At 39.7% G+C, this 16138-nt stretch carries 9 protein-coding genes; 3 read left to right on the top strand and 6 right to left on the bottom strand.

Going from position 1 to position 16138, the window contains the following annotated elements:
- Positions 1-424: 424 nt before the first annotated feature.
- Together MSKOL_RS18430 and MSKOL_RS18425 are read right to left on the bottom strand one after the other, a co-directional pair.
- Positions 425-1447, bottom strand: a complete 1023-nt coding sequence (locus tag MSKOL_RS18430; RefSeq protein WP_048158035.1) for a serine hydrolase — start codon at positions 1445-1447, stop codon at positions 425-427.
- A 621-nt stretch (positions 1448-2068) separates the two neighbouring features.
- A complete protein-coding gene (locus MSKOL_RS18425) occupies positions 2069-2266 on the bottom strand; it encodes a hypothetical protein (protein ID WP_048158034.1) in 198 nt (65 codons plus the stop codon).
- A 212-nt stretch (positions 2267-2478) separates the two neighbouring features.
- Between MSKOL_RS18425 and thsB the strand changes: the two genes are divergently transcribed.
- On the top strand, positions 2479-4134 hold the full coding sequence (gene thsB, locus MSKOL_RS18420) for a thermosome subunit beta (RefSeq protein WP_048123398.1): 1656 nt from the start codon (positions 2479-2481) through the stop codon (positions 4132-4134).
- Positions 4135-4771: 637 nt separating this feature from the next.
- On the opposite strand, the gene MSKOL_RS18415 is transcribed toward thsB, so the two are convergent.
- Entirely contained in the window at positions 4772-5893 is a 1122-nt protein-coding gene (locus MSKOL_RS18415; protein ID WP_048158033.1) for an ORC1-type DNA replication protein, read from the bottom strand.
- A 1129-nt stretch (positions 5894-7022) separates the two neighbouring features.
- Between MSKOL_RS18415 and MSKOL_RS18410 the strand changes: the two genes are divergently transcribed.
- The gene (locus MSKOL_RS18410; protein ID WP_048158469.1) at positions 7023-9779 is read left to right on the top strand and encodes a CHAD domain-containing protein; all 2757 of its coding nucleotides are present in this window, start codon (positions 7023-7025) and stop codon (positions 9777-9779) included.
- A gap of 92 nt (positions 9780-9871) precedes the next feature.
- On the opposite strand, the gene MSKOL_RS18405 is transcribed toward MSKOL_RS18410, so the two are convergent.
- On the bottom strand, positions 9872-11521 hold the full coding sequence (locus tag MSKOL_RS18405; RefSeq protein ID WP_048158032.1) for a Ppx/GppA phosphatase family protein: 1650 nt from the start codon (positions 11519-11521) through the stop codon (positions 9872-9874).
- A 789-nt stretch (positions 11522-12310) separates the two neighbouring features.
- On the opposite strand from MSKOL_RS18405, the gene MSKOL_RS18400 reads away from it, so the two are divergent.
- A complete protein-coding gene (locus MSKOL_RS18400; RefSeq protein ID WP_052725609.1) occupies positions 12311-14140 on the top strand; it encodes a PGF-pre-PGF domain-containing protein in 1830 nt (609 codons plus the stop codon).
- Between the two features lie 662 nt (positions 14141-14802).
- On the opposite strand, the gene MSKOL_RS18395 is transcribed toward MSKOL_RS18400, so the two are convergent.
- Together MSKOL_RS18395 and MSKOL_RS18390 are read right to left on the bottom strand one after the other, a co-directional pair.
- Positions 14803-15597 (bottom strand): winged helix-turn-helix transcriptional regulator, encoded by a 795-nt coding sequence (locus MSKOL_RS18395; protein ID WP_231592316.1) that lies wholly within the window; start codon positions 15595-15597, stop codon positions 14803-14805.
- Positions 15554-16051, bottom strand: coding sequence for a hypothetical protein (locus tag MSKOL_RS18390; protein WP_048158031.1), 498 nt, complete (start codon positions 16049-16051; stop codon positions 15554-15556). Before MSKOL_RS18390 ends, MSKOL_RS18395 begins: the two co-directional genes overlap by 44 nt.
- Positions 16052-16138: the final 87 nt, after the last annotated feature.

Raw genomic sequence — 16138 nt, 5'->3', positions numbered from 1 at the left:
TTCAGTCGAATACCCCGCTAGCTTGCTGCGGGGATGGAAACTTCCCCGGTAACCGTTGATGACTATATAATTATCAATTCCATTTTTCGGTTGTTAACTTCTGCTCAAACTAAACCGTTTAGGGTTACTATTTCCTTTGACGGAATTTCGAGCGGTGGCGCGAACATACCCCGTTGCTTGCAGCGGGGTGCGCCAGCGCAACTTTGATTGAAACTATATGTGCCTCTATACCTGATAGTCTTCCAGAAATCAGGAAGAAAAACCCATTCTGGAACTCGTAAGAATCTCATTCTGGAACTCGTAAGAATCTCATTCTGGAATTAGTAATCTGACTTCCACTTTTTTAAGCGCATAAATTATATATTCGGCAGGTCGACACATCAATTACAGTAAAATATCTTTTCCAGACCGGGTGGTGATAAGTTTAGTTCACTGCAGCCGGGATAATACATTCTTTAATCAATTTCCACCTGTCAAGAGGATTAATAATGAATTCTGATGCAATTGCTATGATCAGGTCTTTTTCTGGAATACAACAAATAACATTACCACCGTCTCCCAGTGCTAAATATGCAGAAACTCCGTCTTCTTCGCGTAACCACCACAGATAACCGTATTTATTGAGGTTCATAGCTGTTGATTCGTCAATCCATGTCCCGGAAATAATCTGATTATTGTCCCAGATTCCATGGTTAAGATATAGAAAACCGAAACGTGCCATATCACGGGGAGTCAGCGTAAGCCCCCATCCTCCCGTAGAGTTACCGTTTGGGTCTTTAACCCATCCTTTCACATTTTTCCCGAATAAATCATCAAACCCAAACGCTTTCATTTCATGATCCGGGATTTCTTTCATGCCAATGGGTCTAAATAAGCGTTCATTGGCAAACTCACGGGCACTTTTTCCTGTGCTACGAGTAATGATAGTTGAAAGCAGGTGCGCCCCTGCAGTGGAATACTTAAAAGTTCCAATACTTCCTTTTTGGCCCAGCATATCCAGAATATATTTTACCCAGTCAGGTTGCATACACATCCTGTCCAGCGGTTCGTGCCAATCCTCAAATGGATAGGGAGCCGTCATAGTGAGAAGATGGCGTATGGTGATTTCTCGTTTTTGTAAATCAGCAGAATCGGGAACATACTCGGGGAAAAAACCCAGCACCTTCTGGTCTACATTTTCAATATATCTTTCATCTATGGCAATACCAATAAGAGCAGATATTATGCTTTTTGTTACAGATGCCACATGGTGTGTATCATCCGGGCCATAACCATTAAAGTATCTTTCATAAGCAATATATCCATTTCTCACAACAACAATACCATTTATATTGCTGTACTCGGCTTTTATCATGGGTTCAAGCTCTGAAAGCTTTTCTGAATCCATTCTCAAGGTTACCGGGTCTACAGCTTTCCATTTTATAGTTGGCCAGTAGTTTCTTTGCATTATCGACACTTTCCAAAATACATACTATAGTGCTTTTGTTCTTAACTTTCATTTAAGCATTTTAATACATTTTTTTCATTAACAAAGAGATTAATAACTCCTTATGACAAAAATATAGCCAAATAACAGTAATTTCTTAAATGAAACTTCTTAAAGAGGTGTAAATTCCCCATATCGCATTTTTTTTGGATAATTTTCTTATTAAACCAATTAAGATCAGGATCTATACCTGTACATTTGACTGGTAATATGAAATCAAAAATGCCTAATACCTCCAAAAATAATTTCTATTTAGACTTTTTGTTCAATGTGATACACAGAGATTTCACAAGTGTTCACCAAAAAAAGGAGTACAATACTTCTAGATAAATTTTATGATTTTAAATTGAAGTAAACAGAGTTTTAAATCGGAATTATACGTATTTTTTGAAAAAAAGAGGTAATACACTATATTTTGTAGAATAAAGTATTAATTTATTTTTAATTTCAAATCATAAGTTAAGTCCCTGAAACGTTTTTTATTTTGTTTAGTGAGGTGAGAAAAATTACAGTTTTTTATAGCTTTTTCGGTTTTTAGAATACTCATAAATCGAGAAAGGCCGGAAGGATTGAAATTTGGTTTTAGACACCCCCCTCAAGATTATAGAGATCTTCCCAACTATCTTTGCCTCTCTTGAAGGGGACATACTCATTATCACAATCAATTGACATATAATAGAGCTCTTCACAATATTCCGGGAAATTACCCCTAAGAAGAGGTTTTTGAGCTCTGCTATCATTTTTGAGCTCTGCCATCATATTAGAAAATAAAAATGGCATAATTCACTTCTCACCAAATGTCGTTATAGGCCCAAATTACTTTACTATGGTCCAAAAACGCTATCAAGATAAAATATTTATTTTCAAAAAAATACTGCGAAATGTTGGATCCAGAACTATCGGCGGGATGAGTTTATATAGAAGTACAAACATGTAAAATGCGATTTTAATTGTAGAGCTATTTCAAACTCATACTAATGGAGGATTAAATCATGGCAGGACAGCCAATATTCATTTTAAAAGAAGGAAGTAAGCGAACCAGAGGCAGGGATGCCCAGAGTAACAATATCATGGCTGCAAAGGCAGTAGCAGAAGCAGTCAGAACAACCCTTGGTCCCAAGGGCATGGATAAAATGCTCGTTGACTCCATGGGCGATGTGGTAATTACAAACGACGGGGCAACCATTCTCAAAGAAATGGACATCGAACACCCTGCAGCAAAGATGGTAGTAGAAGTAGCCAAGACCCAGGATGAAGAAGTCGGAGACGGCACTACCAGTGCAGCCGTGGTCGCAGGTGAACTCTTAAAGAAAGCAGAAGACTTAATCGAGCAGGAAATCCACCCGACAATTATCGCATCAGGGTACAGGCTTGCAGCCGATAAAGCCGTAGAAGTCCTGAACTCCCTTGCAATGACAGTAGAAATGTCCAACCGTGACCTGCTTGTCAGCATTGCTGAAACCGCAATGACTGGAAAGGGTGCAGAGTCCTCCAAAAAGCTCCTCTCAGGGATTGCCGTAGATGCTGTAACAAGCGTTGTGGACACAAATGGAAAGAATACTGTTGACAGAGACAATATCAACGTTGTTAAGAAAGTCGGCGGCAAAGTAGAGGATTCCGAGCTTATCCGGGGCATGATCATTGATAAGGAAAGAATCCACCCCAACATGCCTGAAAAAATTAAGGACGCAAAAATCATTCTTCTCAATAGCGCAATCGAACTGAAGGACACCGAAGTAGATGCGGAAATCTCCATAACTTCTCCTGACCAGCTCCAGTCCTTCCTTGACCAGGAAGAACAGATGCTCAAGAAGATCGTCCAGAAAGTTATCGGCAGCGGAGCAAACGTTGTCTTCTGCCAGAAAGGAATTGAAGAGCTTGCCCAGCACTACCTTGCAAAAGCAGGTATCTTTGCTGTCCGCAGAGTTAAAAAGAGCGACATGGAAAAGCTCGCAAGAGCAACAGGCGGCAAACTCATCACTAACATGGATGAAATTACTCCCGAAGACCTCGGATATGCAGGCCTCGTCGAAGAGAAGAAGGTTGGCGGCGACAGCATGACCTTTGTCACAGGCTGCGACAACCCGAAGGCTGTAACAATCCTGCTGCGCGGCGGCACAGAGCATGTAGTTGACAGTATCACCAGCGCTCTTGAGGATGCACTTCGTGTGGTTGGAGTTGCAATCGAGGACGGAAAGCTTGTTGCAGGCGGCGGTTCCCCTGAAGTTGAGGTTGCACTGAGGCTCCAGGAATACGCAGCAACCCTTGAAGGCAGAGAACAGCTTGCAGTCAAAGCCTATGCCGAAGCTCTCGAAGTTATTCCGAGGACTCTTGCAGAAAATGCAGGGCTTGACCCCATTGACATGCTTATGGAGCTTCGTTCTCAGCACGAGAAAGGTGTAAAGACCGCAGGACTCGATGTTTTCGAAGGCAAAGTCGTTGACATGTGGGAAAACTTCGTAGTAGAACCCCTCAGAGTCAAGACCCAGGTTATCAATGCGGCTACCGAGTCTGCAGTTATGATTCTCAGGATTGACGATATCATAGCTTCTACCCGTGCAGCAAGCCCTGAAGAAATGGGCGGAATGCCAGGTGGAATGCCTCCAGGAATGGGCGGAATGGGCGGAATGCCCCCAGGAATGATGTAAATTCCTGAAAAATAAGACGATAAATCAAGTACTGGCTAAACCCGAAAAAGGTGCATTTTTCTCACTGCTCCTTTTTTAAAATATTTAGTCGGGAAAGATTTCAAGCCTGAAAAACATGTATTTTCGGTTTTCCCGGAAATCCATGTGAATCTCCGTTCTCATTTTTCAGGCTTGTTTTTAAATTTCGTTTAATCCTCTTTTTATATCTCTTTTCAGCTTCTTTTCCGTTTATTTCGCTCCTTTTTCAGCTTATTTTGCCCTTTTCAGCCCCGTTTTAGCTTATTTTGCCCCTTTTCAGCTTATTTTCAGTCTCATTTCAGCCTATATTCAGTTCTTTTGAAAGCTTTTAAGGTATTATAATAAGCAAAAAACTGTTTTACTTCCAGGCAGTAAGTCCCCTTCCTCGACTCCGACGGAGGGGAGAGGTAGTTTACACTCTTAATTATCTATATACCCTTCCACTTTAAGATGCCCTTTGGTATCGATTAATCAGGAAATAGAATACGAAGTATAAATGGAACTAAAAAATGGAACTAATGGAACTAAAAAATGGAACTAAAAACATCGGATAAAAGATAATTTTAAATATATAAGCCAGGATTCCCCGCAATTCATTGCGGGTTGGCGTGTTTGGGGCTTAATCTTTCTTAAGACAATTAAGAACGTCCTCAGCCCTGAATTTTGTTTTTATAATTCTCGTCCTGCCTCTCTGGCCCTTGCCGGTAAAATCCGCATCTATGTAGTTAAGCACCTGGAGCTTATTGACAATTCCATAAAAACGAGTGTATCCAAGCTGAGTTAATTCATGGAAGGACTTGTAAAGTTCACCTGCCTGGATTTCTCCTTTTTTTGCTATTAGCTCAAGCAAGTGTTTCTCTGGCCCTGAAAGGAGGCTGATACCCCTGCATAGATGAAGCAGTTTGGACGCTTCATACGCTTTTTCCACATCTTCAGACGAGATTGTTCGGCTTCCCCTGCGTTCGGCATTAAAACCAGAACGTTTTAGGAGGTCAATTCCAACCCTGAGGTCTCCTGTCTGTTCTACATACGAGACCACGAGTTCAAGTAACTCGTCAGAAATCACTTTAGGATAAAAGCCGTATTTTACCCGGTCTTTGAGAATATCAAGAATTTCGGCACTTTCATACCTCGGGAATGGAATATCTTCAGGTAAGAATACCGAATTCACTCTGGAATCCAGGCAATAGAGGTCCGAAGCATCGTTTACAATTCCAATTACCCCTATCTTTGTTCCGGGGTACTGCTCATGTGCCCTTAAAAGCGAGTACATTACTTCATTAGCATGCCCTTCATAGCAGAGATAATTAAGGTCGTCCAGAGCAACAAGCAGAATTTTCTCCGAAGAGACTAGAAAATTAACAACGGCCTCAAAGATTTTCCTGAAAGCAATTCCCGAGTTGGGAGGAGAGATTCCAAAAAGCTTCCTGTAAATCCTGGACATTACTGCAAAACGTGTGGAATCAATCTGACAGTTAACTTTAACAGTAACGACACCAGTTGCATGGGCTTCAACTTCCCCGAATACCTTCATAACTGCACTGGTTTTTCCTGTTCCGGGAGGACCTACAAGCAAACAATTCAAAGGCCGCATACCGCGAAGGGCTGGCTTGAGCGCAAATCTGAGCCCATTTAATTGTGACTCCCTGTGAGGAAAATATTCAGGGAGATAGTCAGGCTCAAGCACAGACGGGTCCTTAAATAGGGTCTCATCCCAGAGTAGTATATCATTACCTGTCAAAGGAAGTTACTCCATAAGTTATTAATCTATTTATCATTAATAAGTGAAAGCTCGAATATTGAAACTTCGATAATATTGAAACTTCGATAATATTGAAAGCTCAGTAATATGAAAGTTCGAGACTGTAAAAGTATTTTTGTCTGGAACCTGGATTGCCGAGTTACAAAGTCAGTAATAAGGTGGTTCTGCATTCTGAATTAAGTGATTTCTAAACAACCAAGCAAGGATTTCTAAACAACCAAGCAAGGATTTCTAAACAACCAAACAAGATTTCACATGAATAAACTTTATTTAGTAAGATCGGTTCAGATTTAGTATTAATAAACTAAGTTCCTGATAAGCCGGATTTTGAGAATATTCCCTAATATTTTTTAAATTTTTAGTAGATATGTTTTACTGCATTTAGCTTTTTTGAATTGTTTACTCAATGTTACTCAATTGAAATATTTCAGCCGGATTAATGAGCCAGTAATACAAGCTATTAGTTCGAGCCAATAATAAGAATCAGTGGTATGAGCCAAATATATGGGGCAGGAATCTCGAAAAGGCTAATTTCCGAGATATTTTATTTGATGAAGTAGTTATTTTCAGGAAATAAATATTAAAACAATTTTATAGGACGATTCAACTAATATTAGTTTGAAAAGTAACAATCACTGATAAACTATAACAGGTAAAAAGAATAACATTAGATTTATTTATAAGGATTTGAGCAGTAATTATATAAAAACAATGGAGAGGAATAATTTAGAAAAAATAACTCTATCGAAATCCTGTGGTTTATAGTATCTAAACTAATTTAATTGTAGCTTCAAACATACATCTATACATTTAACTTAATTATAATCCTTTAATTACAGGAAATAACGACGTGCTGGAAAGAGCGAAATTTATAGTCTTTATTTATGAAATCGTCTGCTAAATCGTTTGCTAAATCGTTTGCTTAACCATGCCCCCTTCTGGGGGTTTTCACTCAAGCCTTTTTTAAAAAGGCTTGCAGGCAAATCATTTTACAAAAGACTTGCAGGCAAACCATTTTACAAAAGGCTTGCAGGCAAACCATTTTACAAAAGGCTTCCGGACAAACTATTTCACAAAAAGTTGGGGATTTGGGTGGGAGAATAAGAGTATGGAGATAGAATCAAAATTTTTGGTAATGGAAGAAACGGATTTTCAGGCTCTTGAAAGCCTTTCAAAGCTTGCTTCATACTCTCTTTTGGAAGCGAAAATCCAGTTAAATGAGGATATTTTCTTTGATACTGAGGATCGGGCTATTATGGCTTCGGGTTACTACCTGCGTGTCAGGAAGTCATCTGGGGAAGACGGAAGCTGGGTTACTATTAAAAGCCTGGGAGGTTTTGAAGGTGGAACTCACAGGCGAGAAGAGTATGTAAGTTTCCTGCCTGATGGAATCTCAGTACTCGCATGTCCTGATTCCCGTATTAGAGATCTGATTTTTGAATTTACGGCAGGACTTGACCTTTTTCCACTGCTGTCCCTCAAACAGAAAAGGGTAATTCGCCAGGTAAAAATGGGAAAAAAGCTTATAGCTGAGACTTACCTAGACCAGGTAAACCTGAAAAGTAAAGGAAGGGAAAAGCACTATAATGAGTTTGAAGTTGAGCTTAAAAGCGAAGGAAGCTTGGAAGACCTGGAAACTATCCGACTTTTCCTGCTCAAGCATTACAACCTGGAAGAAAGCCCTTTTTCCAAGTTCGAAAGAGCTTTTCTTTTCATGGAGAACCTTCCTGAAAAAACCTTCCTTAACCTGAGAGAAAGAGCTTTTTGCACACAGCTTGCAGACCAGAAAAACATGTATGGTAAGCAGGCTCAGATTTTGATGGGACTTGATAGGGGACAGAGCTGTGAAGAGCTCAGCCCGCTTTTAAAAGTTTCCCAAACCAAAATAAAAGCTCTGCGTTCAGAATTTAAAGAAAAGAGGCTTCTTATTTTTCCTTTTACAACCTACAAAGAAAAAGATCCTGAATTTCATTTTCAGGCAGGGAAAAGTTGTATTTCGAAAAAGGAAAAGAAAGCGTTAGAATTTAAACAATGGAACCCGGAAAGCCTGCTCGAGTATTACGGAGTAAATAAAAAACGGGCAGAAAAAAGCAGGGAATATGCTCTTAAGCTTTTTGATGGTCTGTCTGTATACCATGAACTGGGACAGGAAGATAGAAAAATCCTTGAACTTGCAGCCTTCCTGAAGGATACCGGAAACTCCATTTTTCCTGGCGAGAGTTCACGTATGAGCAGGGAAATTCTTCTCACACATCCTGTAAAAGGATTCAGGCTTCACGAAATTTTAATGCTCACCCTGATCATTGAACTTCAGGATCTTTTTGTAAGCCATTACATAAGCGAAAAAAGTTTAATCTCAAGCTTGAAAGGCTTCCACACGGGGCTGCCTCCAGGTCTACAGAACAAATCTCTGATGCTTGCAGCTATTGTGTCAATTGCAGACCTTTTCGAATCCCTCAAAATCCAGCCAGGAAAGATAAGGTCGCTTGAAAACGTTCTGGATATAGAAATAATAGGGGATGTAACTGAAAAAACTGCAAAAAAGTTTGAGACACAAAGTAAACTCTGGAAATATCTCTACGGAAACAAACTCCTGTTTTCTCAGGCTACTGAGTACGAAAAAGTTATAATTGAAAAAGAATCCGAAACAAAAGAAATAGAAACAAAGAAACAGGCCGGAGAGGGAAAAAAGCCAGAAAAAAAGCAAGTAAAGGAGGAAAAAAGACTAGAAAAAAAACAGGCTGCAAAGGAGAAACAGGCTGAAGAAGAGAAAAAACTAGAACAGAAACAAGCTGCAAAGGAGAAACAAGCTGCAAAGGAAAAACAGGCTGCAAAGGAAAAACAGGCTGCAAAGAAGAAGTGTATGCTGGGTGGAGAGGTAATTATCAAACCGACTGACTCTATGGCGCAGCTTGCCTGCAGAATATTTTCCCATCAATTTTCCTGTATGCTCTCTCATGAAGAAGGAACTATAAAAGGGGAGGATATCGAAGAATTGCACGATATGAGGGTTGCAGTCCGCAGAATGAGAGCTGCAGCAAGGGTTTTTGAGGCTTATCTTGATTCCGAGCAGCTTGAGCCTCATCTCAAAGGGTTCAGGAGAACGCTTGGTTTACTTGGGGAAGTCAGGGATCTGGACGTTTTCCGCGAGAAAGCCGAAAAGTACCTGAAAACCTTGCCTCCAGAACATGAACATGATCTTGATTCTCTTTTTGCAGTGCTTACGGAAGAGCGAAAAAAAGCCAGGAAAAACATGCTTGATTATCTGGACAGTGAAAAATACCTGGCTTTCAAAAGAGACTTTTCAGATGCACTTACCTCTCCAGAAACCCTGATACTTCCTGCGACTAACAAAAAACATGATTCATTACCCCATAGGGTAAGAGAAGTTCTTCCTTCAATTCTCTACGCACGTTTAGCAGATATCAGGGCTTACTCCGAATGGGTGGAAGGGCTTTATCTTCCTGTTGAACGCCTGCACAGGCTCAGGATTGCAGTCAAGGGAATGCGTTATATCCTTGAATTTTTTGAGAGCGTACTTGGAGAAGACTCAAAAACCCTGATCAAAGAGCTTAAAGCCTTCCAGGACCAGCTAGGAAACCTTCACGATACAGTAATTGCACTTGACCTGCTGGGTTCTTACCTGAGAACTGGGGAATGGGGTTCGGTCGAGAGCGAAAAAGCTTCCGGGAAAAATAAATTTTTCGAAGGTGCAGAAGGAAGTGCAGAAGGAATCGAAGCCTATCTTGTATACAGAGAAGAAGAACTCCAGAATCTGCTCAATGCCTTTCCCGATGCCTGGGAAAAGATATGTAATGGAAATTTCAGGGAAAGAATTGAAAACATAGTGAAAAATCTGTACTAACGTGGTGAAAAATCTGTATTAACGTAAGTGAAAAATCTGTACTAATGCAGTAACCGTAATGCAGTAACCTGTACTAATACAGAATTGTTAACTTAACTTTTTGAGGACATTTCGACCTCTGGAAGTTCCTCAAGCTCAGCGTCTCCTTCAAGGACAAAGGGAACTCCAGCATCCTGCTTTATAAGGACTTTAGACTGAAGATTGTATCCGAATATTTTCTCAAAATATTTTTTCTGCTTCTCTACCTCCCAGATTTCGAGTTGGCACTCCCGCTGGGCATGAATTTCCAGGACCAGGCTGTCGGTAGAAGCTATGTAAAACCGGACGTGGGAAACAACTCCATTGTGAGAACGGTCCAGCCCTTCAGCGATGCGGAGCAGAGCACTGAGAACTTTTATACTTTTTACTATGTCTTTATTAAGCCCGACAAGATTGGGATGTTTCTTTTTAGGCGTATTTTTCCTGTGGAAATAGGCAAGATTAGCTATTATTTCGATTTCTTCAGGCTGGAAACCTGGAAGACTGCTCTCTCTTATCAGATGATAGGCATGGGCCTGATGAGTATCATATGATAGAAATGTCCCTATGTCATGCAGGATGGAACCATATTCAAGAAGTTCCCTTTCCCCTTCCCTGAACTTATAAATCCCAAGTGCCTGAATACTGTCAAAGAGTTCAAGGGCAAGTCTGGTAACGATATGAGCATGTTCTTCATCGAAATTGCAGGTAAGCCCAAGCTGCATGATACTGCGTTTTCTTACAGACATCTGCGTAATCATGTAGGAGAATTCACTCTTTGAGATATAGTCTACAAGCAGCCCCTCTCGAAGCCCGCGTTTACTTATCCTGATTTCTGAAAGCCCCATCTCTTCCATAAAAGTCTCAATAATTGCAGCCCCTGCGATAATAATATCTGCTCTTTGTGCATTGATTCCCGGGAATTTGCGCCGCTCTTCCAGGGGTATGGCGCACATTGCCCTGACTATTTTCTTCAGGTCTTCATACTCCAGTTTCTCAAAGCTTTCACTGGTTGTTTTGCGCAGGTAGACAAAAGCGATCCTGGCAAGGTTTTCAATTGTTCCCGAGCTTCCAATTGAACAGCTGATATCGTACTCGGAAAGGTCTTTTATTATATCTGCAATTTTGTGCCGAATGTAGGATTTAATCTGCTCATACTGTTCCTCGGAAACAGGCCCTGTTTCGTCCGGTAGAAATATATTTGTCAGCCTGACCGCTCCAAGGTTAAAGGAATAAAGATAATAACACTGGGTCTGGTCCCCTACTGATACTTCAGTGCTCCCGCCTCCGATATCTATGAACAGGGCTTTTGAGTTCCCGAGCCGAAGCCCGCTTGAAACCCCGAGGTAAATGAGGCGAGCTTCCTCAGTTCCGGAAATCGTACAGACTTCCAGGTTTGCCTCCTGTTTTAACATTTCGAGAAGCTGAACCTTATTACTCGCATCTCGCGTTGCCGAGGTAGCCACAGCTATGACCTCTTCTGCCCTGTAGGCCCTGGCAAGTTCCATGAATTTTTTACAGACAACAACTGCGCGTTCCATTGCCTTTGGCTGCAGAATCCTGTCTATGAATTCTCCGTCCCCGAGCCTGACTGTTTCCTTCTGCTTAGTCAGGGGCAGGTAAGACCCATTGGGATTGATCCGGACCAGGAGAAGCCGGATAGAGTTAGTGCCTATATCGATAAACGCAACAACTCTGCCTTCGGAGATTTTCTCGGGTTCCATTATTACCACCTGAAAGCCCTGTTTTTCGTTTTTCTCGAAGGAATCGAGAAACTCAAAATAAGCTTCGCATTATTAGTTCATATTTTTATTCTATTTTAGAGTATTTGGCAGTGTGCCGAAAATTTGTAATCGTTATTATTTCTGTACACGTCCTTTCTATATAATGTAACAATTGATTATTTATATACATAATATATAAAAAATATTAAGAGAGCTCTTTTTCAGGCTTTTTTGTATTTTGATTAAGGAAAAATTAAGCCAGTTATTATTGAAAAAACGCGTATATGTACAAATTTATAATGATTTTTATATTTCGTGTCGAACTAGCGGGCAGGAACCCCTGTATTAATATAAACTAGATGCCATTTAAGTTTATAGACACATTAAGGCTGCAAAAATTTAGTTTTTAGTTTTGTCATTTTGTTTTTTGGGCAGTGTGTCAGTTTAACTAAACGAACATGATACTCTTTGAATAACATGCACAACCAATGAAAGTACTTGCAGATGGCAGTATTTTCATGCTAACACACATAAAATTCTTCGAATAATAGGCACAAAGAAATGAAAGTACTTGAAAGAACTTTCATGCTATAAATCATAGATATCAAGAAGTTATAATGTAGCAATTCCATATCTGAAGGTCAATTTTCCCATCCTACGCAAAAATTTGACTTCAAATTTGCAACTAATTCGTGACACTGCTAAGGGAGGAGGCCAGTTAAAATGAAATCTCATTTTTTAAATTCTTTAATTTCTGTATTATTAGGACTAGTAATAATTCCTGGATTAATGCCCTGTATAGTATCTGCTGCAGATGGACAATTTGCAGACAACGGAAATTCAACAAATAGTACATTAACCTCCAATCTTATATTGGAAAAACTCTCCACTGATCCTGATTATCCAAAACCCGACAGTACGGTTGTTATTAATTCATTAGTTAAAAACACAGGAAATAAAACCTCAGAGCCAACGAATATAATATATATCATTGATGAAACCGAAGAAAAAGAAGAAGTCCCGGCAATAGAGGCTGGATCAGAAATATTAATTTCCCACACCTGGACAACTCCTGACAATGAAGGAACTGTAACAATAAAGGTTTCTTTAGAAAACGTAGAGAATAGTGAGAAAGAAATTTCTGTGGATATAGTACAGGACTCACTTCCGGATCTGATAATTGAAGACCTGTATCCAGAATCATCAACACAACCTGAAACCGGAAAACTTCTGAACTTTACTTTGAAAATAAAGAATGTGGGAGAGGCAACTGCCAGTAATAGTACTGCAAAATACAGTAGTAACGGAACTTCAGGAGAACTCTCTATCCCTGAACTTTCAGCGGGAGAAAGTACAATTACAGGATTTTCGCTGACTCCTGGCAATGAAGAGAACATGAGTGTAACAGCGGTCGCAGATTCTGGGAATATCATTAGTGAAAGTAATGAAGACAACAATGAAATGTCAAAAACCATAAGCGTAAAACGTGAGCTTCCAGACCTGAAAATAGAATCGATTTCTCTGAGTCCTGAAGAACCGCATCCTGGGGAGAATATAACCTTTACGGTAACAGTGAAGAATAATGGTTCTGCAGCTGCTGAAAGCAGTGAAATTAAGTATGACATCAAGGGAAACAATGAAAGTTATACCGGAGTTACAACGATACTAGCTCTTGCAGCAGGTGAGGCCGGAACAGGCACTTTTTTCTGGACTCCCGGAAACGAAGGGCAAATCGAAGTGAAAGCAACCGCAGATTCAGGAAGCGTTGTATCTGAAAGCAATGAAACCAATAATGAGTTCACAAAAACAGCAACCGTATATAAAGAAACAGTTTCAAGCGATGACGGAGGAAGTGAAAGTTCAGGTTCCTCCAGCAGCGGCTCCGGAAGTAAGAGTTCAGGATCTTCCAGCGGCGGTTCAGGAGGCGTCAGTCTTTCTAAAGAACCAGTAAGCAATGTAGAGGCAAAGGAGCTTGCCACCGGGAACGTTCAAAGTGGCTATCATATCAAGTTCGATTTTCTGGAAGGTGCCACATGCATTACATATATCGAATTTGACCCACTAAAGACATTAAAGAAGACAATTACAACTGTAGAAATGCTCAAAGATAAATCTACTTTTGTCTCAGGAGCCCCTTCTGGTAAGATATATAAATATGTGAATATCTGGGTAGGAAATTATGGAGCAGGAGTCGCCAATTATTTTGAAAATGGGTTTATAGAGTTCAAAGTTGAAAAGTCATGGCTTGAAGAGAATAACATTAGTCAGTCCCAGATAATTCTTCAATGGTATAACGAAGGCTGGGAGCGTCTAGATACCGAAAAAGTAAAAGAAGATACGGATTACGTTTATTTTAAATCGAAAACACCTGGTTTCTCCTGCTTTGCAATAACCAGTTATTCCACAGATACGGAAAAGATATCGGAAGTCAATGGACTAGCAGAAGAGGAAGTGTTGAGAAGCTGGAATGGTGAAACAAACACGAGCGCCTTCAACGGAAGCGCAGAAACGGATGGCAAAACCGAAAATCCTATGGGGAAAGCCAAAATAGTTCTGGCAATTTCTCTGCCCCTGTTCTTGATTCTTGTGGAATACTTTGTGATAAAGAAAAAAATCTAATAATTTTTTACCGGATTTTATTACAACGGGAGCGCAGAGGGTCACGAATACCCCATTCTTTAGATTGGGGATGAAGTGAACCCTCGCCTCTTCGTATTTCTCTTTGAATATCTAAACCATAGCTTCCTTTTATAGATACATCAAATCTGATAGGAAACCGAGGGTCAAAATTTCAATCACTTATGTTAAGGAAACCTTGTTAAAGGATACTTAATCATCTGTCTCCAAGTAACCGGGCGGGCGGCCCGAAGCATACCCCATCCTTTAGGGTGGGGTGGCCGCCCGCAATTTGATTTTTTTTAGTGAAGGTGAATTGTTGAAACCCGTAAACAGAAGACTAATTTTGTAATTGAGTCAAATCTTGAACCCTCCTGAGAGATCAGAATCGGTAATGCCAGAAAATGGCCCTCCGCTATTCCGTATGGATAAGATGATTTTCAACTCAAGACCGTATTGGTTTTTATGAGAATATTATGAGGATATCCACACAAAACAACGAAGAGCCAGAAAAATAACCGAAAAAGAGGAATTAAGTACAATATGCCCGTAAATATCCGAAATAGAACCAAAAAAGAAAGGGCGGTCAGTAACATATATTGGAAAATGTTCTAGAAAAAAAGTAAATAATCGGTTTTATACGACGTTTTGCGGTTGACTCGACACTAGTTATTGTAAGAGCTCTGTAACTGCTTAATATGTTTTTCAACAACGAGTTCATATACATGATTTATTCTGTAAATCGTATTTCTTCCTTCTTTTGTTTCTGTTATAAGGCCAATTTCTCTGAGATTTTTTATATACCAGCTGATTGTAGCCCTAGAAACTCCAAGTTCACGTGCAAGAGCAATATTTGTATTACAATTACAAGTTAATATTTCTGCAATAATTCTTTGATTCATTACGTTCTGAAGGACAGAAATAACTCTTATCTCTTTCTCATTATAAGTAAAATTATTTTCGAAGAATCTTGTCTTCCCACCCTCTCTATAGGCTTCGATTTTGTTCTGAGCTTCAAGGGCTTTTATGTGATATTTTATACTTTCCCTGTCTAAACCGACATTTCCTACAATCTCACTAATATATGCTCCAGGATTGGTTTTAATATAGGTGTAGATGTTAAGACGGCTGGGATTGTCAAGTACGTTTTTAGAGTTTACAATTTTATATCCCGCTATTGAGAAAATTATTCTTTTAGAATATAGTAAGTCAACTGCCGCTAAGATGTTCACTGTGACCAGCCACAAAAGAAACTGCCAGTAGGGTATTTCGATAACTTGAACTTCTACAACCTTTTCTCCATTAATTGGAACCCCAAATTGATCACTTGAAATGGGTTCTACAGTATATTCAGTAGCCTCAGCTGTTGCTATTAAAAAGATAAATAATAAAAAAAGAATTACTACATTTTGAAGCTTAGGTATGATAGGCAGCTTTAAGCGTATAGTACTCAGTTCCACTGATTGATGCTCCGAACACGTTGAGTTTCCAGTATCCTCCTTGTAGATATGTCCCTGTTTTTGGTCTTACACGTAAGACTATTGAATTTGAGCCTGATTGTGGTTTATAAGCCCCATAAGAGACGCCTGTAGGAGAATATATAGTAAGGCTCAGGATATTTCTCGCACTTCCCCAACTCAAAGATATGTCAAGATAAAGTGCTTTTGAGCCTACGTATGCTTTATTATATCTTGTTTGTCCTTTCACTATGGAGATTCCTGTTAAGGATATTTCAAAGATGTTTTCAGATGCTTCGGTGAATTCTAGCAGTTCTACATCTTCCTCAGTTGATATTGAAGATGAAGCACTTTGGGTACAAACAAAATCATCTTTCAAAAGTTCAACAATATATTCTTGTTCTGGAGGAGTCAAATTAACTTCCTGGTCTGGGTTTTCGTTATATGAGGTCGTCATAAAATCATCAAAAAAGATGTAGGAAGATAGAAATATAAATATTTTGATTAATAGTTCTCATATTAAAGCGACCAATATTATTATATT

The sequence above is a fragment of the Methanosarcina sp. Kolksee genome, assembly GCF_000969945.1.
Taxonomy (GTDB): Archaea; Halobacteriota; Methanosarcinia; order Methanosarcinales; family Methanosarcinaceae; genus Methanosarcina; species Methanosarcina vacuolata.
Note: the sequence above shows the minus strand (reverse complement) of the source record. Positions and strands in the feature narration are given on the sequence as shown.

Bases quoted from the DNA above. Each gene is read 5' to 3' on its own strand.
- MSKOL_RS18400 (WP_052725609.1), top strand. From the start codon at position 12,311: ATGCCCTGTATAGTATCTGCTGCAGATGGACAATTTGCAGACAACGGA.
- MSKOL_RS18405 (WP_048158032.1), bottom strand. From the start codon at position 11,521: ATGGAACCCGAGAAAATCTCCGAAGGCAGAGTTGTTGCGTTTATCGAT.
- MSKOL_RS18390 (WP_048158031.1), bottom strand. From the start codon at position 16,051: ATGACGACCTCATATAACGAAAACCCAGACCAGGAAGTTAATTTGACT.
- MSKOL_RS18410 (WP_048158469.1), top strand. From the start codon at position 7,023: ATGGAGATAGAATCAAAATTTTTGGTAATGGAAGAAACGGATTTTCAG.
- MSKOL_RS18430 (WP_048158035.1), bottom strand. From the start codon at position 1,447: ATGCAAAGAAACTACTGGCCAACTATAAAATGGAAAGCTGTAGACCCG.
- thsB (WP_048123398.1), top strand. From the start codon at position 2,479: ATGGCAGGACAGCCAATATTCATTTTAAAAGAAGGAAGTAAGCGAACC.
- MSKOL_RS18425 (WP_048158034.1), bottom strand. From the start codon at position 2,266: ATGCCATTTTTATTTTCTAATATGATGGCAGAGCTCAAAAATGATAGC.